The following is a 21,787-nucleotide window of genomic DNA, read 5'->3' on the forward strand; positions in this document are numbered from 1 at the left end:
GATCGCAAGCGCGGCGAGAACTTCTATCAGGGTGAAGCCATCGCATCCGGCGCGCGTTCGGTTCCGTTGCATTTTCATCGCCGCGACGCCCTGCGGAGCCTTATTGTTTCCGCGGCAATGACCTGATCGGAGCCCCAGGCCACACTTGCCATCACACGATAGGCCTGCCAGGTCGGTCGGTCGGCAGCGCGGGGCGCGGCAGCGGCGACCGGCTCGAAGGCGACACGCCATCGTAATCCCGTTGTTTCGCCGTCCCGCGACAAGTCGGCCGCGCCGGAACGGTCGAAGGGAGCATCGAGCAGCGAGCGCAGCAGAACTTGCGCGGCGACGCGGCCGTCGGCATCGGCCATGATGCGGCGCGCCTGAGACAGGTGCGGACCGAGCACCACTGCAAAAGCGAGGATCACCGCAAGCGCTACCAAGGCCTCGAGAAGGGTGAAACCCGCCTGCCCGCTGCCGTCACGGCGCAATTGCGACGCCTCCCGTGTACCAATTGACTCGAATTTCATATTCGGCATTCTCGCGTGAAAATTTCAGCACGGCTCCCGTCGAGGCTCCGTCCGGAGTGAAGCGCACGACGGCCTGGCGCCCGGACCACAATGCGTCGATGCCGAGGACGTCGAGAACGACATCACGTGGGATGGCGAGAACATTGCCTCCATCGCCGACCAGAACACGGCGCTCGCCATCGAGAGACACTTGCCGGTCCCGCCCGGTCAGAACTGCACCGAGACGCTCGCGCCGAAGCAGTGCGGCCGTTTCGAGCGTCAAGGCCTTCAGCCCGCCTCTTCCGGTGCCGGGCATCATCGTGACCGCCAGCGACGCGACCAACGCGATGATCAGCATCACGGCCACGACCTCAATCAGGGTGAAGCCGGCGCGTCGATCGGAGGACAACGTTCGAAGTCTCGACTGCAGCGGCCGATCCATCCTGGCGGTCCTGATCATTGCGCAAGTTCCGTGATGCTGAGGAGCGCGCTCATAATCGATACGATCAGCGTGCCGATGACCACACTGACAACAACAATCGTGGCCGGCCCGATCGCGCCCATCAACCTGTCGAGACCGAGGCCGAGCTTGTGCTCATAGAAATGCGACGCCTGACGGACAATGGAGGCGAGGTCTCCGACTTGATCCCCGACCCTGAGCATCCTTACTGCCAGCGGCGGAAGCAGGTTGGTTTCCGCCAGCGCATCAGCGAAATTTCGGCCATTTCGCACGTGGTCGTGCACACGGTCCACCGCGGCAACGTAATCCGGCTCGGTCAGGACATCGCGCAGAATTTTCAGCGCGGTCGGAAGCGGCACGCCATTTTCGAGCAGCAGGCCGAGCGTTCCGACAATCCGCGCGGTACGTCGGTCGCCCATCGGCCCCGAAATTCCCGGAAGCCTTGCAATCGCGGCGACGATCCGCGCCCGCCATTCGCGGTTGCGCAATACCAGCCACGCGCCGACGACCAAAACCAAACACATCCCAAGAAACAGGTCGACGTTGGCACGCAGCCAGATAGAGGCCGCGACGATCAATGCTGCGCCTGAATTAAGACGCCCACCGAGGTCCTTGAAAACCGGTTCGAACTGCGGGACCACATACATCAGAAAAAACAAAAGAATGACCGTGGCCGTGCCGATAAGAAATAAAGGATAGCGGATCGCCGAATTGATCCGATCGGTCATCAGTTCCCGGCGCGTTCGATCCTCGACGATCGCGCGCAGCACCGCTTCGAGCTTGCCCGACGCCTCCCCCACGCGCACCATCGCCACATAGGCGGGATCGATAGTTGAAGGATGATGTTCCAGCGCCTCCGCGAAGCTTTCTCCTGCGGAGATCGATGCACGCAGCCCACTCGCAAAGCCCCCCAGTGCCTTGCTGGTGTCTTCGCCGAGCGTTTGGAGTGCCGCTTCGAGCGTCAATCCGGCTCCGATCAGAAGTGCCAGCTGGCGCAGAAAAATGGAAACATCGCGAGATCGTGGTGGCTTTTCGGCACGCCGGCGACCGCGGGTCAGAATTCCCGTTCCCGCGACCTCGGCATCAATCGGCAGGTGTCCCAGATACTCGATGCGCCGAACCACCTCCTCACGCGACGAAGCCTCGACCTCGCCGACGATGATTTCACCCGCGTGGGTAACAGCTCGATATCGGAACTGTGGCATTGACCGGTGCGTGCCGAGGTTATGTCGACGACATCCAAAAACCGTCAGCGCCCGATGTCGTCAAGATGCAGTGTGATTCAAAATTCACGTCCCGTCGTCGATATGTGCTGATCGATTGCGATAACGCGAGTGGACCCGCGGTAGGCCACGCGAGCGGCGAAAATAGGACATGCCGCGCGTCAAACTTGTGTCCCTTTGATGTCTAAAATATGGCGATGGGCCGGTTGCTCATCTACCGCTGGGGCCGCAAATATCTTTCTTCACGATATGTGCGCATCCCGCGCTAGATGGGCACGTCCGAATGGCCGGCCCGCTGCCGGAGCGCGGAAATCGTTTCAAGCAGATTGTCGCGGCGTGCTCTCATCGTTCTGGCAACGGCCGGATATTCCGGTCGCGCGAGATCTGTCACGCCGGCTTCCTGTTCGCGGAAGTCGATGTCTACGTTAAGCACATCAACCAAACGATGGAGGTCGGTAATTAAAGCTCTTGCCTGGGTCACCTCGCGCGTGGCGGTGACAATTCCAAGATGACGCTGCTGTTTCATTTTATAACGTCCAAATGATCAAACCTGGCACACCTTGAAAACTCTGGTGGCCTTAGGACGTCACAGGGCAATACCCGCGCCAGAACATGGACCGGGGGTAGACTCTATCGGTCACCGGCGCCGTTTAACCCCCTCGAGAACATGAGAGTCCGATCCGAACCGGACGGGCCGAGCCTAGTCGAACGACTGGGACCCACCTTCAGTCGAACCGGGCATCTTCCGCAACCGTCCTCCCGATGACGGAGGCTTAGAAGCTGGGCTGAACGGGCTTGTTGCAGTGCGGAAGCGCGGGGGTATTATGGTATGCGCATTTGAATACATCGGCGGGCCGGCATTCGCGTACAATTGCAGTGCGCCTTGCCAAGCATGGGGCTCCTTGACTAAGCTTAAGGCTGCGACCGAATGGCTTTCGAGTACCCGTATGCGTAAAGCAAACAAGAGTTTTCACGGGCTGGTTTTGAGCTGGGTCTTGCTCTTTGGCGGGCCCCTGATGCAATCGGTAAACGCCCAGGATGGAAAGCGCTCCGAAGATGGCGCCCCATATCTCGGGGCATCAGAAGTCGCGTTCGAGTGGCAATATTCCTGCACTGACGGGAAGGCTTGCTCGTTTAGTTGTCCCGGATCGGGCGGAGCATCCAACGTAACGGCGCTGACGCTTCAATTGGGGACCATCCCTCTTGGCGGCAACCAGAGAGCCTTCGGCGTATTTTACAAATTTTCAACCGTGCAGATCCCACGCGCTAACGGTTTTAGCCTCACGACGGGAATAAGCACTCTTTCATGCCAAGTGAATGGCATGGATCTCGACTATTCCGGACCGCGGAAGTCCGTCGACAGCTCTGCGCCGACGGCGGGCATCCCAACTCAAGAGAGCAAGCCCCGGGCTCAGTTGCGGTGAGGTTTACCTAACCGCAACGGCGGAACCGGCCTTACGGACGGGCTAAAGCTACTGATGTTGCGAGTCCCATCGACAACATCTCACCGAGCGTACCGCTGGCTGGAGTCGGAAATTCCGATTCCGCATCCTGATTGTTTTAACATACTGGGATCATTCTGACGCGCCATCCATCACGCGTCATCACACGCTGGCGGAAGAGAGGGCACTCATCGTAACCAGAAGAGATTCCGTACCAGTCGGGAGCTCCACTGTCGTTATCGTATCCGTAGCCATCCACGAACCCGTATACGCCGACGCCCCTGCCGTTGGATCCCCGTCCGTGAAAGCCGCCTCCATGGGAGTTACGGCTATTGAAGCTGCCACCGCCTCCCCCATTGAAACCGGTGCCCTGGGCCGATGCCAAATTTGCACTGACTGTAGCGGAGGCGAATAGGATGAGTAACGTTGCAATTGTTTTCGGGATCATAAGGAAGTCCTCGGAGAAGCTCTCGCACTGTGCTGCAGCGCACGTGGCTGAGGTGCGGCATTTGAATTGAACGAATGGCTCTTAGACGGAACGGAACATCCAAAAGGCGCCGACTTTGTGGTCCAAACCACCCATGCCCCCGGCTGACCGAAAACCACCTGTAGAGCTCCGCAGTTCAATCCGCGCCCAACAGGCGCCATGGCGCCGCCTCAAAATGACCGGAGTTGAGGGAGTCCATTCATCCCTCGTTAACGGTTCGATATCACCGTACCCGGGGCAGTCCAACGATTGAGGCGCAACATGCGTAGCAATTGGTTACTGACGCGGGCCGAAACAATCCTGTTCATGGCAGGCATCACGCTCATAGCCGGTGGGGCCGTGTGGGCGGCTGGTATTGGGTGAGCCGGCAGGCATCTGAAGCGCGGTGACGTGCTGGTAGAGACTCTACTCGCTCATCCCCTGGATTCGCCGCACACCAACCGCCACGTCCTTAGTCAGGGCCGACAAGCTCTCGCCGCCTCGTGTAGGGATTGTAGCGCGGCACAGCTCCCTCAGGAGCATATTCACGTCTTCTGGTAAAGGGATTGTACTGAAGCGTTTCGCCAGGGCCGACAAGCTCCCGCTGTCTCCTGTAGGGATTGTACTGCGGTGTGGCTCCTTTCGGAGCGTATTCGTATCGCTTGGTATACGGATTATATTGCAGTTGCTCCGTCGCCGCAGCAAAATTTGGAAGGCATAGAAAAAGCGCAAATGCGAACGCACGCATGGCATGGCATCCGGTTCATCCGCCCCACTTTCATGACTCAACATGGTGGTCACCCGCCATCCCCGCTAGTGGGATCAACAACGCTGTTCTTCACAACCTGGTTGGCTCGGCCCGCTCCCGCCCGGAGCGATCGCAGACGAACGTGGGCAGCCGGGGTTAGCCAATGGGCAAAATGCGGGCCTCTGATCGGTCGGCGCGGCACAGACGTTTCTCCGCGACGGCCTCGGAATCTCATGCAAAGTCATGCCGCAGCCGTATTCATTCTCGATCATGGCCCTTCGCATGGACCTCAGACCCAGACAAAATCTTTGACGCCGTCAAGTCAGGGCGCTCCTGACGGGTTCAGTCCGTTATGGACCTGCAAACAACGCCCGTCATTCTGATCGCGGGTATGCCGTTGGGAAATGGACGTGAGGCGATGGAGAATTTCATGAAATTGGCTTCGAAGAGAACTGCAATCGCGACCTTGACCGTTGCATGTGCGGTGTCGCTGTCGTTCAGCTGGTCTGAACAGGATGGCGTCTCGCTGGAGGTCAAAATCGCAGAGGCGGCTGATCGCGCCCCGCCCCAAATGAGCGCCGCCAGGACGCTGCGCCGACATGCGCGGCGGTCAGTGTACAGCAATGAAGTGTTCGCAACCGCAGTCGCCGCCACCACCTCGCCTTGGCACTACGATGACTACTACTGCTACGGTCACCCTTCTGCGGGTAGGGGCGTCCCTCCCGGAAGCTACTATCGCAGCTACTCGGGCGGCTACTGCGTCAGTAGCAGCCACGTCACCGGACTCTACGCACGGCCAACGCTGTTTCCGCGCTACTACGTGGGTTGGGACCGGTAAATAGGTATTCTTCGCGATGGCGATTGTTGGTCCATATTTTGAGCGCAAGCTGCGCGGTCGGTAGCTCCGCTTCGCGCAGTCCGGAGGCCCTGCTGAACAAAGGCGCATGAGTTACAGACTGCCGCGACACGCGCCAGGATCAACCGCATGCATGCTGAGAGCCGATTGCCGAGCGGATTCAGTTCAGTGGGTAACAATCAAGGCAAATTGCCATGTCGCCAACAACACACCGGTTCCGCCGAGAAGCCAGAATGCGACTCCCCTTCTCGTCCTTTCAGACATTTTGTCCCTCTTCGTCAGTTGGTCAGGTAGTCGCTCATTGTCGGCGCCGAAGTTCCCTTCCGTGCGCCGACGCAGCGCGATAAGCTCTTGCCCAACTGGCTTCTTACTGGGAAACATTGGCAACAACATGGGACACCTGTCAGCACCGGTGTCCTAAAATGCGCGGCTGCTACTGCGTCGAAGCAGCGGCGACGGTGTTTGCTCCAGGGAGCCTGCGGCGGGCCCAACGCCATGGTTTGGCCCCGCTGTCGAAGAGAGGCGGATGGCGCGGCTGACGTGGCACTACAATTGCTAGTGGTTTTGGTGTGGCCAGTGGAAGCATTCGATGTTGACGGACGTGGCTATTTTGCTTGGGCTTGGTTTTGCAGCCGGTTACGGTTTGCGCGCCTGGATCTCGAGCAGGCGGCGACGCGCCATTAGGAAGGCTCGTGGCGATTGAGCATTCCGCGGCCGATATAAAGTTGGGCGCATTTGCCGTAGCTTCGCGCCGTTCCCACCCTCAACGCGATACCCGGCTTTGGGTGGCAATCTGTAGCTGGTTGCCGTTGCCGTCTAGCCTGCTTTTTTATAGCGATATGCCCCGACCTCACCAGACGCAATGACCCTCATGGGCTGGTAAGTAGAACAGGAGCTCCCGAACAATGACCGCCCGTTGGCGGTACACGTCAGGAACGAACACGCCGCGTCACACGTGAATTTCGGTTCTTTTGAGTGGAGTTTGTAATGCGTAAATCCCATTGGACGCCGTCGATAATCCCGAACGACAACGATCAAACCGCTTATCTCGTAGCGGAAGACTTCGGAAAATTAGGCCGCGCCTGGCGCGAGGCAGAGTACGAAGCCACGGACCTGGAAACCGTCATACAGGATCTCCTTTCAGGCCAATACAATAATCCGTTCCGCGTCGTGGCTTTCAATACGGCCGAGAGCTGGTCCCAAGATGTCTCTGCCGATGTAGCTGCAGAACTTCGTCGCAGATGCGAGCAGCAGATGCGCGAATTGCCGCACACCATTTCTGATTTCGTGAACCGCCACGAAATGCCAGATCGGCGTCAATTGGCACTCCTATTGATTTAACATCGGCCCGCATTTTTTAAGCCGCATTCATCCCGTTTCTCACCGTTTGATCGAACCCGGATGCATGCCCACCTTGGACGAAACGCACAATTTTGAAGTAGCCTCTCTCCCAGCTCCAAGCGCCGCTTGCCTTTTTTCCATTTCCAGAGCGAATAAGTTGAAATATGGCCCGCTTTCGATGGCCTTAGAGCCGTAGCGATCATCTTTTTCTTCCTTGATCACGCTTGGTGGGAACAATATAAACTCGGTCACACTTTGGTCGCTTGCCATGGACGAGCAGTTCCATCTGCTCTGGCCCGCGCTGCTGACTCTCATCTTCGCTCGGCGCGCCATCTGTTGTATCCTTGGCCTAATCGTAGCGATGGTCACGCGGCGATGCTTCCTCGCGCTGAACGGTGCGGATCCTGAACGAACCTACAACGGCGATACCCACGGTGATGCCCTTTTGATCGGTTGTTTGCTGGCACTTCTTGTCCGGCGAAACCCTGATCCGACAATCAAATTGAGCGGGATGTGGATTGGCATCCTACCATTGGATTGAGTTACCTTTTCTGGCGCAGAAAAAACAATTCGCCGCGCGGCTAACAACGGTTCCTGGTTCTATCGTCGGCGCAATGCTGCCGGGCATGATTCTGACGAGCGCCGGTCTTCTCCACTGGTGGCGGCGGAAGGCCCGATGGGAGCAAGGCTCTAATAGACATTGATCCCGTACTAATTAAAAAAGGGGTCGCCAACCGGTGACCGCGAAAAGAACGCTGCTGGTTAGGAATCAGACGGGTTTTTTACGATTGCCTTGAACCTTTTGCGAGCACGGGCGGACGAATTGTTTGAGGTCACCCTACCTCACAAGCCCCATCAGAAAGCTCCGCTTCCCCCAGGCGGGGCTTTCGCTTTGCATCGTGATACTATGCCCGAGAGCAGTTGGCAGCGACGTTTTGAGGATCCAATACTCCTCCTGGACGGGAGGTCACTCCATACGTTGCGTGATGCCGCCGACTACATCACCGGCTTGCCGAAAGAGCAATCCGACCTGGCCCAGTGGCAAGTCGCTGTCGAGGCGTTGATACTGGTGGCGCGAAGCGGACCGACGATGTTAGCGCGGATCGCATTCATGAAGGCGCTTGATCGTAACGTGGTGCTTGCGTTCAATCCCGACGTCAAAAAGCATCATTGGGGGCAAGCGAAAGTTAAAGAGCGACCAATGACCGTGTTGATTTACGTCGATGCGCGCAAGCAGGTCGTAGAGCCGGAAGACCTCAAGGTGTTCGCAGAGACGAATACCGGGGAGAGCTGGTTCGCCGAGAACGAGGAGGCACCCGCTTCAGGGTCGCGCGTCCTCCGCCAGCAGTTGTCGCTTTATTACTGGGACGAAAACAACGGCGATAACACGGAATCCATTCGCTGCTACCATCCCCGCGGTCCCCGGTCCGATCGTTGGCGCGGGCCTACCCGGTCTTGTAATGGCGCTGGGCGGACTGATTGCCTGGCGGCGCCGAAAAATGGCAGCTGCGTAGGTTTTAATCCTCTATCCAGATCGGAGAGACCGCCTTCGGGCGGTCTCTTTGTTTGTTGCTGAAGCAACATTTGCCCGCCTCTAGTCTCCGGTCGGTGCCATCGCCGTTCCACCGAAATACTACTGCTGCATGAGCCACGATGTAATGCGTGTGGTGGCACTGACGATTGCCTGCCTGTTCGGTCTGTGGACCGCTGTTGCCTGCCGACGGGCCCAATACCACGGCTTGCCAGGCTCGGACGCACTGATCTGGGCCGGATTATCAAGCGTGTTTTTCCTGCTATGCCTGCTGAAGACGGCGCGTGGCCTCGGCTTGCTGCGAGGGTTCGGAGGCCTCTTGCGCGACATCTTCAAGCAACGAGGTTGGTACGAAGACCGCCGAAGTTTGCAGATTGCGGCAAGCATCGCCGTCGCCGCCGTAGTCATCGCTTTAATCGTTTGGGGCCTACTGTGGGCATGGCACTACATTAAGCGCTATCGCCTCGCCATCGGCTTTATGGGCCTGACTTTAGGCTTCGCGATCATTCGATTCATTTCTCTGCACGAAGTCGACGCATGGAATGCGCAAGCGCCAGCGGCGCGCACCGCCGTCGACCTCGTCGCCGCTGCAGGGGTATCCGTGGTAGCCATTGCCCGGCTCTGGCAGCTAAGGGCTTTTGCTCTTCAGAGAGCCAAAATTAAATCGTGAACTGAGGTCGCTACAAGCTTCGGCCGCTGAAGGTTGTCAGCCTTAAGCGTATGGTCAGGCCTAGACGCAACCCGATACCATCCATAAGCCTCGCGAACCTCGCCCATCATAAACGCCGAAAGAAGGTGGGAGCGGAAACCGCCTTCAGGTGGTCTTTTGTTTGGCTGCCTGAGCCTATGCCCGTTGAATGCTAAAGGTCATGTCTAGTCGAGGGTCATGCCCTGCACTTGGCAGGCAAGAGTGCCTATGCCAGTTGTGACGGCAAACCCGCTACCGCGCAGAGTTTGCGTGCTGGTGAACTCATAAAAAATACCGGCAGTATTTGCATTCTTTCCGATCGGGACTGATCCCAAAAAGATGCTGAGCTTGGTGACGTTGTTTGCCCCACCCGATCCAGGGCAATTGAAGGAGCAACCCTTGCCATCCGGACAAGAATATTGCCAATCAGTCGTGGCCTCAAAACCTTTAGGGTAGATCGCACGCTTATTAGCCTGAGCCCATAACGGCGCTACGGCCGTCAAAGCCATCGCAACAGACAAAAACAACATAAGGAACTGTTTGGACACCGCCGCCTCCTTCTGCTTGCCACTCGGAAGAGTACATTGTTACGACCAAAAACAACAAGCACCGCGGCGCTTCCAGGAGAGATAGCTGAGATCCCGCCAAATAGGAACGCTTCGAGGAGCGTTTCGGCTACCGAGCTAGGGGCGCGGACTACGGGCGGCCAGCCATAGCAGGATAGATGCGAGTTGGACGAGGGCAAGGTAGTTTCCCGCAAGCCTGTCGTAGCGTTGTAGCGCGACAGAGATACAGGCTAAAGCAGATCGGATCGCGGCGGTTGCTTTTCGGCAAGATATTGGCCCACAGAACATAACCCCGGTCGGCTAGCAGCATTGATCGGGATTTGAGACGAGACAGCAATTGTCCGGCAAGTCGGACGTCATGGGCCTCACCAGGGCTCAACGCCAGTCGTACCGGAAGACCATTGTTATCGACCACAGCATGAATTTTGCTCGTTAGGCGTCGCGCGACCTTCCCATCGACTGACGCTGACTCCTCGTTATGCAAGCCCCATGCTGATGCGCGGACTATCGAGGTGTCGATCATGACGGCGGCTCGGGCAACGGCAGGTGCCTTTATCATGCGGCCCAGACATTAGCCCGCCGCCAACGGACGAAACGATTGAAGCAGGTGGTGTACGGACCAAACGCCTCGGGCAGATCACGCCAAGTGCTCCGGAGCGCAAGACCCAGAAGATGCCATTGAGGACACGACGGTAGTTCACCCGAGGCAACTAGTTCGTAGCGCGTGATTCGATCTGTCAGTTCGGGCGGGTTGAATTACGGCGGTCTGGCCAGACACAACGCTTCCGGGCAGGCACCGGCTCGTCGCTTACGGGGTAGAGCAACATCAACCAGTCGACAGTCTCCACAGAAACCGTCGAAAATCGCCTATACCGGACCTAGGCTTGCATGTAGCTTCACATTTTCGAATGAATTCACGCGAAAAGCGGCTAACTTAACTTTCCCAATTGAGCCGTATTAACTTTTAACTTGAGGCAATATGCCACTGCAACCGCTTAAACCTATCAGCAGATTATTAGAGTACGCGCGCATTCGTGGTGGCGCATGAGCAAACTATACGCATGTGTTGAACTTACGCTAAGTACACAGCAATGCGTCCGCCATCTGAACACAGGTGATGGCGGAAGAGACCGGACCAAATTAAGTCATGAGTCAAACGCAGCAAGGTTTACGTGGTTCAACCGTCCGCGGGCCAGCTATGGCAGATAATTTGGCACTCCAGAACCATGATCGCGTGCCAGCTTTGGATGGCTTGCGCGGCTTGGCAGTGCTGTGCGTCATGTGTTTTCACTTCGGGACCTACGGCGGTCTTCAGGCCGATACTTACGCAGCGAAAATGTTCATCAGTTTGTTCTGCAACCTTTGGTCTGGCGTAGACATCTTTTTTGCCCTTTCGGGCTTTTTGATCACCGGTATCCTACTTCGTCAAAAACAAGGGCCGGGCTACTTCAGTCGGTTTTACATGCGCCGAACATTGCGTATTTTTCCGCTCTATTACGTTGCGATGATCGTGATCTTCGTCTTACTTCCGGCGCTTCAACTACCGGCGCTCGACAACCCGGGCATTCACCGTGTGCAAGACGCACAGGCTTGGATGTGGGCATATTCGCAAGACTTTGCGATAACGTATTACAACAATGACTTTTTCGATCCCGACCCACTTTGGGTTGGGCATTTCTGGTCCCTCGGAGTCGAGGAGCATTTCTATTTAGTGTGGCCCCTGATCGTGTACTTATGCACGCGCCGCGGGCTGCTGTTGACGAGTGTTCTGCTGATAGTGGTGGCACCGATTGTGCGCTTCACCATGATGCACTACGACATGGATCCGGCTGCGGTTTACACTTTCACACTCTCGCGCATGGACCAGTTTGCCATCGGCGGGTTGTTGGCATTGTTCGTTCGGGAGCAAGAACCAGCTCAGATGATGCGTTGGGCGCGCTGGGCTGCAGGGGCCACGGTTTTGTATCTCCTAGTATGTGTGATCGGGCTGAAACGGTCTTTCTACTGGAGCAACCCCGAAGCCCTCGGTTTCGGTTTTAGCTTTCTCGCGCTCGGGAGCGCGGCGCTGATCGTCTTTGCCATCTCGCCGCAACACACCGCGATCAGAGGCGGCCTCGAACTCGGTTGGCTGCGGTTCCTAGGCAAATATAGCTACGGAGCGTACGTGCTGCATGTACCCCTGCAAAAGACTTTCATGCTGCTGTTTGGGCCCGATCGCATCGAAGCCTTGGCCGCCCCTCTGGGGCACTCGGTTGCGCAGCTTATTGGTCTCTTGGGATTCATAAGCTTGGCAATAGCTTTGTCCATGCTCTTGGCTATGGTCGTGTATAAATTAATAGAGATGCCGTTCAACCGACTCAAGCGGCACTATCAATACGAAGTGCCTGCGCAGCGCAACTTGGTTTCAGCGCCTACGTTTAGTGGGCCGTGATGCGGACGAACAGTCGTTGCCTAAGGGCACTCGATCGATATCAGGTGTCGCGCCGCTAGCGTACCGTGGTTGCTGAGTTCTTTTTAGCAAACTAATGGTAACATGATGTCTGCTTCTGGCCCATAGAGCCGGTTCCGGAAATCTGAACAGGACGATAGGTGGAATTTCTGCCTGACAACGGCGATAATCGCCGTGAACAGGAGAAACCATGAGCAGACGACCTCGTGGGAACCACTCACCGGCCTTCAAGGCGAAGGTGGCTCTGACCGCCGTCAAGGGCGATCGGACGATAGCCCAACTGGCCGAGCATTTCGACGTTCACCCCCATCAGATCACAGCCTGGAAATCGCAGCCTGAAGGCGGCGCTTCCGAATCGGGCGGTGGGACGCCGGCCCACCCGCGGTCGATGTGAAGTCGCTCCACGCCAAGAGCGGAGAGCTGACGTTGGAGAACGATTTTTTAGAAGGAGCGCTCACCAAGGCGGGATTGCTGAGCGCCAAGCGATGATCGACCGTGAGCACGATCTGTCGATCACTAAGCAGGCGGAGATTTTGAAGGTCAGCCGCGGCTGCGTCTACTATCTGCCGCGGCCGGTTTCTTCAGCCGACCTCGAGATCATGCGGCAGCTCGATCGGCTGCACCTGGAGTTCACCCCCCGGTTCGCGTATGCTGGAGGCCTGCTGGCTTTGCGGGGTGCAAAGTCGGCCGCCGGCATGTGACGACGCTGATGCGGCGGATGGGCATAGAGGCGCTCTATCGCCGTCCGTGTACCACGAAGCCCGAACCCGGCCACAAAATCTGTTCGTATCTGCTGAGCGGCATGGAGGTTACGCGGCCGAACCAGGACCGGGCCATGGACATCACGTACCTTCCAATGGCGCATGGCTTCGTCTATCTCGCCGTGGTGCCGGACTGGGCGACGTCGTGTCCTGTCGTGGCGGCTCTGTCGATCACGATGGAGGCGGCCTTCTGCGTCGAGACGTTGGAGGATGCTCTCGCGCATCATGGCAGGCCGGAACTCGTCAACGCCAACCAAGGCTCGCAGTTCACCGGTTCGGCATTCACCGGCCTGCTTGCTGATTACGGCATCGCCATCAGCATAGATCGCAAAGGGGCCTGGCGGGACAACGTGTTCGTCGAACGGCTTTGGCGCAGCGTCAAATACGAGGGGGTCTACCTGCGAGCCTACGAAACCGTCGGCGAGGCGCGTTCGATTGGTCGGGATCTCGACTTTTACAACGGGCGACGACCGCGTTCGAGCCTTGACGACCGCACCCCGGACAAAGCTACTTCGATCTTCCTCCGCTCCGCGCGGCGGCCTAACCCCGGCAGACGCTCCACTTATCGACGCGGGATTATTGTTCAGATAACCGGGACCGCTCTACTTTTTCGGAAGGATCATTCAAATTTCCTGATATTCATCTTAGGTGAAATGCCACTTTCGGTGGCTGTGCCCGGGCCGATTGAATCGCGGCGTTCTCCGCGGTGCCATTCAGAAGCGTCGTTTGCTGATCTGAGAATCGGCGCAACCCTCAGGGCTGACCGTCCGCAGTGGAAAGCGAATTTTGTTCCCGCCGGTGCGCCCCCCTGATTCCCGCGGTCTATCGATGTTTTCTTGCCTCGAGGGAATGCAACCGCCTGAACCAATTTACACTCCAGCGCAGGGGATTTCTCACCGCAACTCTTTGTGTGTCCCTCCCGTCTTCGCTGGTAACCGGCTTGGAGCCGATGCAGAATACGCAGCCGGGAGGATAGCCGTGACTTCGAGGACGACGGAATGAGCGCGGATAAACTTCAGGCGGTGCACGAGGCTATCGCGGACATATTCAATGAGCCAAACCTTAATGCGGTCGGTACAGAAAACTTGACCGCCACCTTTTATCAAGAAACGATTTCGGAGGCTTTCAGCAAGTCTCGCCCGAATGCGGCCAATACAAAGAATTCTTTCGCGCAATTCGATCATGCAGCCCTTACCGGAATATTCAACGACGCACTTCCGACCTCACCCACCGAGAGACTGTCGCCGACCAGCTTTGATCAAGCGTTTGCTGAGATATTAAGCGAACGTCCTTCTCTATCAAGCAACGCGCAATCATCGCGAGCACACTTTGGTCAACAAGCGCATTCGGAGATGTTGAGCAAGCCTCCTGTTTCGACCCACACAAGACCTCCGCAACCCAGCTTCGATCATCAAGCACTTGCAGAGATTCTGACCGAATCGCGTGCGGATCCGATAGATCCGCAAATGTCGCGTCCTAGCTATGATGCCAATTCTCTATCTGAGCCGTTCCTTGGTCGAACCGACCATGGGGAGCCGCAGGCAAACCCATCTACCGTCGCCTCATCGACTAACGCGGAAAGCGAGTGGTCGCGGAGAGCTCGGTCTTTGCTGGCTAGAGTACATCACATATTTACGACCAAAGAAGAATCGCTACTCTCTGATAACGAGAGGAAGTCATTACACCCACCGCTCGCTGGTCAAGCAGACCCGCCAGAGCCGATTGCAATAGCCGTTTCAACTCCCGCAGCGAAACCGACTCCGGCAACCTCGCCGCTGGTAGAACCATCGCATTTTAGCGTCGAGCAAGAACCCAGGTCACCGCATCTCTCTGGTCATTCAGGCCACGAGAGGCCGATAGTTGACGGTGTTGTGGTTACCGCTTCAACTGACGCCCCAAGCACGCTACCGCAGCAGGCCACGTCTTGGCCGGACGAAAGATCTTCCCCAATTTCGGCAAACACGGAATCGTCATCTCCAACCGTCGAGAGGCAACCTTCAACCTCGACCGTCGCTAGTTGGCAAAACAATGTGGAGCAGACGGCTAGACCCGTTGCGGTTGCCACCTCAACTGAAGCGGACGGTGAACTGCTGCAGCAGGCAAGATCGTTGCTGATCGAAACCGTTTCCACGCGGCTGGACAATGTAGAACCGCCAGTCCCCTTAACGCAAAGAGGACAGTCGACCCAAATTGCCTCTGATCAACTGGCCCCCGCAAATGTAGAACATGCGCAGTGCGATGTAGAAAAGGTGCTGCCGCTGAGCGGACTGCTTTCGCTGAGGACTACGGCGCCGCACGTTATGAAGACTGAACCCTCGCAACTAGTTCTCTCTGGTCACCCGCACGATCTGACGCCGGCAGAAGAAACCGTTCCAGACGTCAAAAGTGGACAGTCGCAACCGCAAGTATCATTATCTGCGGAACGAGCTTCCCTGATTTCAACAAATTCCGAATCTCCTCCTTTAAACGTCCACCCAGAGCTGTCGCCTCCAACTCTCTCCGATCGCGTTAAAAACATGGCGTCTGCGGCGAGCACTGTTGCACCCGCCCGACTGACCAACGCGGAAAGTGCGCGCCCGCAGCGTTTAAGGAGTGAACCGACGCTAGCAAGCTCTGAGAACGAGCCCTTCCCCCCAGCATCCCCGACGCAGTCGAAAAATCTAGAACCGGCGATAAAAACGACCTCTGTCGTTCCGCGGACTAATTCAGAAAATGCGTCGGAGACAGAGCGGATGTTGGATGAAATCCTCTCGTCGGCTTCGTCCCGCACTAAATCGCGTTTTTTCAGCTTCGGGAATGAAATCTCGCCGGTACCACTCTCTGACGAACTGGACGGTGCAGGGCCGGCGATCGAACCCACTGCCGCCACTCTTCCAGTTCACGTAACAACGCAGCAGACCAACTCATTGCCGCTGGCTGACCGACCTGCTCTCGTTTCAACCGATACCAACTATTCCTGGTCTATCCACGGGCATAATTCACCGCACTCCACACCCTCAGGTCAACTCCACAGTTTGGGGCCGTCGGGAAAGCCCCCTGAAGCTGCTCCGAGCGAAGTGGAAGGCGGCCTCCCGCAGCACGTAAGTCCGTTGTTGGCCGCACTACGCGTGCCAAATACAAAGCCGTCGCCGCCTCTCCTTGAAAAAACGCCTTCTCGCTTGGTATTTGCCAGTCAGCCAGACAACGCGGGGATTGCGGGGGAAACTATTGCCCATCTGTCCGACGCGGAAAGCATGTTGGCGCAACCGCCAAGATCATTGAAGCCCGAAATGTCGGCTCTGGTTTCCACCGACACGAAATCGTCGGCGTCGATCTTCAAAGGAGCGCGGCCCGCCTCAGATCAGGCAGCCAATGAAATGCCAGCGGTACAGCCCACTCTCGTCGCTTCTTCAGCCAATACGGGAAGTGCGGTAACACGCGCCCGACAGGCGAAGTCGTTGCTGGATCAGCTGGACCTGAACACCGCGATCCAGTTGCGATGGACGATGCGCGACATCAGAAGCAAGCGAACGAAATTCTCGCCTGTCAGCGCCGAGGATCTGACGGCACTCCTGAATTTGGGCCTCGTTGAGATGCGAGATGGGCTACCGAGGCTCACAGCCGCAGGCGTTATCGCGCTGGATTAGACGCGCTTGACGTTGATGGTCCAGCCATCTCGTTGCAGCGGCACATGGACCCGGCGATACCCGTATCTCACTCGCGTCTCGCAGATGTCCTTGATCCGGCCCTTGAGGGCGGCCTGGTCGCCGCACTTTGACTTGTAGACGTACAGTGCGCGATCAATCCGAAGGGTCGAGTAGGTCCGCCTGGTCGAGACCTTCCAGTCACTTCGCACCCTGTCGACAAGCTCACGCTTGCGGCCAGGCCTCAGAGCTTTTTTGACAGCACATCCTGAAGCATGGCCTTGTTCAAGGACAAATTGTCAATTGGCTTGCAAATATTGCAGACGATGACGTAATTGCGGTCGGCGCCCGCGGCTCGAAAGGTCCGCTATCTTCAAGCCTTCCCGCAATCTCGCGAATCGGAGGGGGCTATGAAGCAATATGTTGGGCTGGACGTCTCGCAAAAGGAAACGTCAGTATGTAAATCGGCGACGATCCTCTTCAACTTGCTATTCTCCTCCTCAAGCTGACGAAGGCGCTTCATCTCTGACGGCAGCAGTCCCGCATACTTCTTCCGCCAGTTATAGAACGTCGCCTCGCTGTTCCCGGCCTTGCGGCAAACCTCACCAACTGCCGAGCCATCTTCAGCCTGTTTTGAAACGGATGCGATCTGCGCCTCTGAAAACTTCGATGCCTTCATGGAACTCTCCTCGTCCCCGTCCGGGGATCATAACTGGAAAATTCCAGTTCAACCGGCCTAATTTGCCGGGAGCACGTCACTGCTGCCACTGGGTATCACGGCGTTCGGTAGCAAAGACGGTAGCAGTCGTGTGATGGCGCGTTGCTCCCTTGTCTTCGTCGCGATCACGAATGCGCCGAGGCGCAGTCTCCTGGCCGAAACCAGAGCATGTCATCCCCTTCGCTAAATTCATTGATATCATTGAAATAATTCGGCGTTTTCCGTATCTACGCACAATCGGCTGTACAATCTGAGCTGTCATCACCCTGAGCCGTCATCACCGCGCTGGCACCCGCATTTTTTTTAAGGTTGCAGTCGCGCAAAGCGCAAAACTAGCGCGGATCGCGCAAGGCAAGTATAGAGGTGAATGTAGCGGGAGAGTCCTGAGATGAAGGCAAAGATATTCGCGGCCGTTATTTGCAGTGTTGCCACCTGCGAAATCAGCCCGGCGTCAGCGCAGTATTACGGGCCGACGTCATATTACGGCCCAGCCTCCTTGCACTATCACTATCTCTCGCCAACTGGCGCCTGCTGCGCCTTGGTGACGGTTAATTCCGGCTGGGTTTTCACACGCAATCAGCCCGTAGGCGATGTCGCGCCTTATCCCGCTTTGCGAATGGCGGACGGCGAGCCCGGCTGCGAGCACAGCAATTAGCGGCCGCGTCGCGACGGCTTGTGTCGCCGCATTTGGTAGAAGCTCTATCCCACCCCGTAGGACTTGTTGAGAAAGTAATCGCGGTTACCTAGCGCCTTCTCGGTGTACTGATCAATCGCAACGAAATTTACCTCTCGATGTCGTCCCCTGCGACGACCGCGGGTTCCTTTCCAAACAGGCATCCTTTCGGGCGGTCGCTTGGCACGTCGACAGAGGCGCCAGTCACGGTCGCCCCCCTGGCTTAACGCATTGGAATGACGGCCCCAGTTTTTGAGAAAGGGCTGGGGCCTGTTTCTCACATTCGCAGCCTTTCAATTGTGGCAAGGCCCAATACGACACCGCTTCTCAAAGGCACCCCGGTTGGGATGGCGAGTTGCCACGATCCCCTACTGTGCTCTTGATCAATCCGCCTCAAACGCCTGGCTGTAATCTTGCTTCAGCGCGGGGTCCTGTTCGCCCTTGTTCAGCACGCAATTGCCGACCACGAGCACGTCGAGTTCGTTGCCCATGAAGCAGCGGAATGCGTCTTCGGGCGTACAGACGATCGGCTCGCCGCGAACGTTGAAGCTGGTGTTGACCAACACGGGGCATCCGGTCAGTTCCTTGAATCGGCCAAGCAGGCGGTGGAAGATCGGGTTGGTGTCGCGGTGCACGGTCTGGACGCGCGCGGAATAATCGACATGGGTTACCGCCGGGATTTCCGATCGTGACACGTTCAACTTTTCGATGCCAAAAAGCGCATGTTCCGCGGCGCTCATATGGCGGCGGCGATCGTCACGGACGTCGGCAACGATCAGCATGTAGGGACTGTCGGATTTCAGGTCGAACCAGTCGGCGGCATCCTCGCGCAGCACGGCGGGAGCGAAGGGACGAAAGCTCTCCCGGTACTTCACTTTTAAATTGAGGTTCTTCTGCATGGCGGGCGAACGGGCATCGCCAAGAATCGAACGCGCGCCGAGCGATCGCGGGCCGAATTCCATCCGACCCTGGAACCAGCCGACGGCTTTTTGATCGGCAAGCGCCTCTGCCGTCGCATCGATCATCGCAGCTTCATCGAGCACCGAAAATTTCGCGCGGACTGCCGTCAGCCGCTGCTCGATCTGGTTTTGCGTGTAGTGCGGGCCGAGATACGCGCCGGCCATGCCGTCAGTGCCGTTGCTCTTACGCGGCCTTCCGGCAAAGCCATGATAGGCAGAAAGCGCCGCGCCCACCGCGCCGCCGGCATCGCCCGCGGCCGGCTGAATCCAAATGTTATCAAAATGGCCATCGCGCAGCACCTTGCCATTAGCGACGCAATTGAGCGCGACGCCGCCGGCAAGACATAGATTGCGCGATCCGGTTTGCCTAGCGAGACTACGCGTCATCCGCAGCACGGCTTCGTCCAGTACTGCCTGTATCGAGGCAGCGACGTCCATGTGGAACGGCGTGAGCAATTGATCGGGCGTGCGCACCGGCTGACCGAACAGCTTTGCGAAGCGCTCGTTGGTCATAGTGAAACCTGTGCAATAATCGAAATAAGAAAGATCGAGGCGAAACGAGCCGTCCGGCTTCAGGTCGATGATGTGATCGAGTATTAGCTTGGAGTATTTCGGCTCGCCATATGGCGCGAGCCCCATAACCTTGTATTCGCCGGAGTTGACCTTGAAGCCGATATAGTAGGTCGCGGCCGAATAAAGCAGGCCGAGCGAATGCGGGAAATGGATCTCCTGGAAGATTTCGAGCTTGTTGCTTACGCCGGTTGCAGCCGACGTCGTCGCCCATTCGCCAACGCCGTCCATGGTGAGCACGGCCGCATTCTCGTAAGGCGAGGGATAGAAGGCTGAAGCCGCATGGCTGAGGTGGTGTTCGCAGAAAAGAAGCTTTTCGCGATCAAACTCCGGCGCGAACTTCTTCAGCTCATCCGTGAGGAGACTTTTTTGAAACAGCTTTTCTTTCAGCCACAGCGGGATCGACATCTGGAAAGAGCGGAAGCCCCGCGGCGCCAGCGCGACATAGGTCTCGAGCAACCGCTCAAATTTCAGAAACGGCTTATCATAGAAAACGACATAGTCGAGCGCTCCAGCTCCGATGCCCAGCTCAGCAAGGCAATAGGCGATGGCGCTATGCGGAAAGGAAGGATCGTGCTTCTTGCGCGTAAAACGCTCCTCCTGCGCGGCGGCAACAATGCGGCCGTCCTCGACCAGCGCTGCGGCGCTGTCATGATAGAAGGCGGAAATGCCGAGGATGCGCATCGATCTGCTTAGAACAGCGTGTAGATGAACGGCGCGATCGCCGAGCCTTTGGTCAGCACGACAAGGCCACCGAACACTACCATCATGATCAGGATCGGAAGCAGCCAGAATTTCTTGCGCACCCGCATGAAACGAAAAAGTTCTTTCAGAAAATCCATTTCTCTTGCGCTCGCTAAAACTGATCTTTCATCGTCTCAGGCGCCGGTCCAGCTGGCGTTCGCGCGATCCAGTAACTCACCGCATCGGGCTCCCGTTTCAGCCGCAATAGATCCTTGCCCATTGCGCGCATCACGAGACCAGTCGGCAGCACCGTGGCGTAGAAGAGCAGCGCCATTATTATGGGATTGACGATTCGGTGCAGCAACAGGCCGAATCTTAGCCAGATGCGATTGAGCGGATTGAGCAGCGCCGGGCGCAACAACGTGATGATCAGGAAGATGGCGGCGAGGCCCGTCGTCCACGGCCACATGCGGCCCGCATGCCAACCATTGAGCAAGCTGACCACCGCGAACGCGCCCGCCATCACAAAGCCGAACAAGCGATCAGACCCGACGACAATTTGCTCATCGCGGGAAAAACTTTCGTGGGTAGAGTAGTTAGGGTCATTCATTGCGGCGCTAGGTACCGACGTTTCCATTTCATGGTGCTGCTAAGTCCTCCGAGCGAAGCTGAGTAGCTGTTCTATTGGTTGAGGCTACGATTTTCTCATATACTGTTTATGTGGATTGATCGAGTATTTTTGTATGGTACCATCGTTACTCTGGCGGGGGCTGTTCTTGCGATGGTCCCGGGATCGCGAGAGAGTTTGCGATCGCTTCTTTTAGTGGCCGCCTTGATAGCGGTTCACGGCAACAAGCGGCCGCTCCTGGCTGTTCATGTACAGGGCCGGTGGTCGGCGCCGCGAAATGGGACTTGGCTCCGTGCGCGATGTGCCATTGGTCCAAGCCCGCAAATTGGCGGCGAACGCGCGCCAGCAGCTTACCAGCGGCCTCGATTCCCTCGCAGCCCGGCCGAAGCCCGCGACCATGACGTTTGCGGAAGCCGCCAGCACGCTCGTGGAAAGCATGTCGCCCGCGTGGCGTAACGCCAAGCACCGTGCGCAATGGATTACAACCCTCACCGTCTATTGCGCGCCAATCGCGACGAAACCCGTGGCCGACATAACCACGATGTCCTGCGAATCCTGAAAGCCCTCTGGCTCACCAAGCCGGAAACCGGCTCCCGGCTCCGCGGCCGCATTGAACGCACCCTAGACTTCGCCAAGGCGCGCGTCGGCATGCGTTCTGGCGAGAACCCGGCCCGGTGGCGCGGCTAGCTCGACGCGACTAGGAAGAATACATTGCCGCTCGCGACAAGCTAGAGAGAGTGCTTAGGCGCTGAGCACCTAGCCCATCGTTTTACTCATTCACGCCACGCTCCCGGATTCAGCATCCCGCTATGCAAGCTCTAGACTAAGGTTGTGGCGGCGAGTAGGTTCTGGGGATGAGCGATGAACTTTAAGCCCTGCGCCGCGACGGCAATGTCTAGCGGATGGCCTTTTA

At 57.4% G+C, this 21,787-nt stretch carries 18 protein-coding genes and 5 pseudogenes; 10 read left to right on the forward strand and 13 right to left on the reverse strand.

Translation table 11 applies throughout. From position 1 onward, the window contains the following. Positions 1 to 6: 6 nt before the first annotated feature. The 5 genes and pseudogenes from ACPPVP_RS33450 to ACPPVP_RS33470 form a co-directional block, all read right to left on the reverse strand. Positions 7 to 78, reverse strand: a pseudogene (locus ACPPVP_RS33450) (prepilin-type N-terminal cleavage/methylation domain-containing protein); the annotation flags it as partial. Continuing rightward, on the reverse strand, positions 75 to 470 hold the full coding sequence (locus ACPPVP_RS33455; RefSeq protein WP_426527846.1) for a prepilin-type N-terminal cleavage/methylation domain-containing protein: 396 nt from the start codon (positions 468 to 470) through the stop codon (positions 75 to 77). The gene ACPPVP_RS33455 and the pseudogene ACPPVP_RS33450, both read right to left, overlap by 4 nt. Beyond that, complete coding sequence (locus ACPPVP_RS33460) at positions 460 to 948, reverse strand: prepilin-type N-terminal cleavage/methylation domain-containing protein (RefSeq protein ID WP_426527847.1); 489 nt, start codon at positions 946 to 948, stop codon at positions 460 to 462. The genes ACPPVP_RS33455 and ACPPVP_RS33460 overlap by 11 nt, the downstream gene beginning before the upstream one ends. Continuing rightward, positions 945 to 2,153: a type II secretion system F family protein gene (locus ACPPVP_RS33465; protein ID WP_426527848.1), complete on the reverse strand. Its 1,209-nt coding sequence runs from the start codon at positions 2,151 to 2,153 to the stop codon at positions 945 to 947. The genes ACPPVP_RS33460 and ACPPVP_RS33465 overlap by 4 nt, the downstream gene beginning before the upstream one ends. A 283-nt stretch (positions 2,154 to 2,436) precedes the next feature. Continuing rightward, positions 2,437 to 2,697 (reverse strand): hypothetical protein, encoded by a 261-nt coding sequence (locus ACPPVP_RS33470; protein WP_426527849.1) that lies wholly within the window; start codon positions 2,695 to 2,697, stop codon positions 2,437 to 2,439. Between the two features lie 2,482 nt (positions 2,698 to 5,179). Here ACPPVP_RS33470 and ACPPVP_RS33475 point away from each other — a divergent pair. Together ACPPVP_RS33475 and ACPPVP_RS33480 are read left to right on the forward strand one after the other, a co-directional pair. Continuing rightward, the gene (locus ACPPVP_RS33475; protein WP_426527850.1) at positions 5,180 to 5,665 is read left to right on the forward strand and encodes a hypothetical protein; all 486 of its coding nucleotides are present in this window, start codon (positions 5,180 to 5,182) and stop codon (positions 5,663 to 5,665) included. Between the two features lie 1,005 nt (positions 5,666 to 6,670). Next, positions 6,671 to 7,024, forward strand: coding sequence for a hypothetical protein (locus tag ACPPVP_RS33480; protein WP_426527851.1), 354 nt, complete (start codon positions 6,671 to 6,673; stop codon positions 7,022 to 7,024). 39 nt (positions 7,025 to 7,063) lie between these two features. Here ACPPVP_RS33480 and ACPPVP_RS33485 read toward each other — a convergent pair whose 3' ends face one another. Beyond that, complete coding sequence (locus ACPPVP_RS33485) at positions 7,064 to 7,294, reverse strand: hypothetical protein (protein ID WP_426527852.1); 231 nt, start codon at positions 7,292 to 7,294, stop codon at positions 7,064 to 7,066. Between ACPPVP_RS33485 and ACPPVP_RS33490 the strand changes: the two genes are divergently transcribed. The 3 genes from ACPPVP_RS33490 to ACPPVP_RS33500 all read left to right on the forward strand — a co-directional run bounded on the left by ACPPVP_RS33490 (position 7,293) and on the right by ACPPVP_RS33500 (position 9,225). Beyond that, positions 7,293 to 7,565 (forward strand): hypothetical protein, encoded by a 273-nt coding sequence (locus tag ACPPVP_RS33490; protein WP_426527853.1) that lies wholly within the window; start codon positions 7,293 to 7,295, stop codon positions 7,563 to 7,565. The genes ACPPVP_RS33485 and ACPPVP_RS33490 overlap by 2 nt on opposite strands. 438 nt (positions 7,566 to 8,003) lie before the next feature. Then, positions 8,004 to 8,600 carry a hypothetical protein gene (locus ACPPVP_RS33495; RefSeq protein WP_426527854.1) on the forward strand — a complete coding sequence of 199 codons (597 nt, stop codon included), beginning with the start codon at positions 8,004 to 8,006 and terminating at the stop codon, positions 8,598 to 8,600. Between the two features lie 67 nt (positions 8,601 to 8,667). Further along, positions 8,668 to 9,225 (forward strand): hypothetical protein, encoded by a 558-nt coding sequence (locus ACPPVP_RS33500; protein ID WP_426527855.1) that lies wholly within the window; start codon positions 8,668 to 8,670, stop codon positions 9,223 to 9,225. A 203-nt stretch (positions 9,226 to 9,428) separates the two neighbouring features. Here the strand turns inward: ACPPVP_RS33500 and ACPPVP_RS33505 are convergent, their stop codons facing one another. Both ACPPVP_RS33505 and ACPPVP_RS33510 read right to left on the reverse strand, forming a co-directional pair. Next, positions 9,429 to 9,791, reverse strand: a complete 363-nt coding sequence (locus tag ACPPVP_RS33505; protein ID WP_426527856.1) for a hypothetical protein — start codon at positions 9,789 to 9,791, stop codon at positions 9,429 to 9,431. Positions 9,792 to 9,926: 135 nt separating this feature from the next. Beyond that, positions 9,927 to 10,519: pseudogene (locus tag ACPPVP_RS33510) on the reverse strand (IS5 family transposase); the annotation flags it as partial. A 437-nt stretch (positions 10,520 to 10,956) separates the two neighbouring features. On the opposite strand from ACPPVP_RS33510, the gene ACPPVP_RS33515 reads away from it, so the two are divergent. From ACPPVP_RS33515 to ACPPVP_RS33525, 3 genes and pseudogenes are all read left to right on the forward strand, one after another. Then, positions 10,957 to 12,240, forward strand: a complete 1,284-nt coding sequence (locus ACPPVP_RS33515) for an acyltransferase family protein (RefSeq protein ID WP_426527857.1) — start codon at positions 10,957 to 10,959, stop codon at positions 12,238 to 12,240. A 208-nt stretch (positions 12,241 to 12,448) separates the two neighbouring features. Next, positions 12,449 to 13,528: pseudogene (locus ACPPVP_RS33520) on the forward strand (IS3 family transposase); the annotation flags it as partial. Positions 13,529 to 14,017: 489 nt separating this feature from the next. After that, on the forward strand, positions 14,018 to 16,645 hold the full coding sequence (locus ACPPVP_RS33525) for a hypothetical protein (RefSeq protein ID WP_426527858.1): 2,628 nt from the start codon (positions 14,018 to 14,020) through the stop codon (positions 16,643 to 16,645). Here ACPPVP_RS33525 and ACPPVP_RS33530 read toward each other — a convergent pair. Next, positions 16,642 to 16,854 carry an IS3 family transposase gene (locus tag ACPPVP_RS33530; protein WP_426527859.1) on the reverse strand — a complete coding sequence of 71 codons (213 nt, stop codon included), beginning with the start codon at positions 16,852 to 16,854 and terminating at the stop codon, positions 16,642 to 16,644. The genes ACPPVP_RS33525 and ACPPVP_RS33530 overlap by 4 nt on opposite strands. A gap of 239 nt (positions 16,855 to 17,093) precedes the next feature. Continuing rightward, positions 17,094 to 17,321 (reverse strand): annotated as a pseudogene (locus ACPPVP_RS33535) (transposase); the annotation flags it as partial. A gap of 427 nt (positions 17,322 to 17,748) precedes the next feature. Between ACPPVP_RS33535 and ACPPVP_RS33540 the strand changes: the two are divergent. Beyond that, positions 17,749 to 18,015 carry a hypothetical protein gene (locus tag ACPPVP_RS33540; RefSeq protein ID WP_426527860.1) on the forward strand — a complete coding sequence of 89 codons (267 nt, stop codon included), beginning with the start codon at positions 17,749 to 17,751 and terminating at the stop codon, positions 18,013 to 18,015. 401 nt (positions 18,016 to 18,416) lie between these two features. Here the strand turns inward: ACPPVP_RS33540 and ACPPVP_RS33545 are convergent, their stop codons facing one another. From ACPPVP_RS33545 to ACPPVP_RS33555, 3 genes are read right to left on the reverse strand one after another with little or no spacing between them, the layout of a single operon-like run. After that, positions 18,417 to 20,246 carry a carbamoyltransferase family protein gene (locus tag ACPPVP_RS33545; RefSeq protein WP_426527861.1) on the reverse strand — a complete coding sequence of 610 codons (1,830 nt, stop codon included), beginning with the start codon at positions 20,244 to 20,246 and terminating at the stop codon, positions 18,417 to 18,419. 8 nt (positions 20,247 to 20,254) lie between these two features. Beyond that, entirely contained in the window at positions 20,255 to 20,404 is a 150-nt protein-coding gene (locus ACPPVP_RS33550) for a DUF5989 family protein (RefSeq protein WP_426527862.1), read from the reverse strand. A gap of 14 nt (positions 20,405 to 20,418) precedes the next feature. Next, positions 20,419 to 20,883, reverse strand: a complete 465-nt coding sequence (locus ACPPVP_RS33555; RefSeq protein ID WP_426527863.1) for a hypothetical protein — start codon at positions 20,881 to 20,883, stop codon at positions 20,419 to 20,421. Positions 20,884 to 21,151: 268 nt separating this feature from the next. Between ACPPVP_RS33555 and ACPPVP_RS33560 the strand changes: the two are divergent. Further along, positions 21,152 to 21,561 (forward strand): annotated as a pseudogene (locus tag ACPPVP_RS33560) (phage integrase central domain-containing protein). The last annotated feature ends 226 nt before the right edge of the window (positions 21,562 to 21,787 follow it).

This window comes from Bradyrhizobium sp. McL0615 (genome assembly GCF_049993905.1).
GTDB lineage: Bacteria > Pseudomonadota > Alphaproteobacteria > Rhizobiales > Xanthobacteraceae > Bradyrhizobium.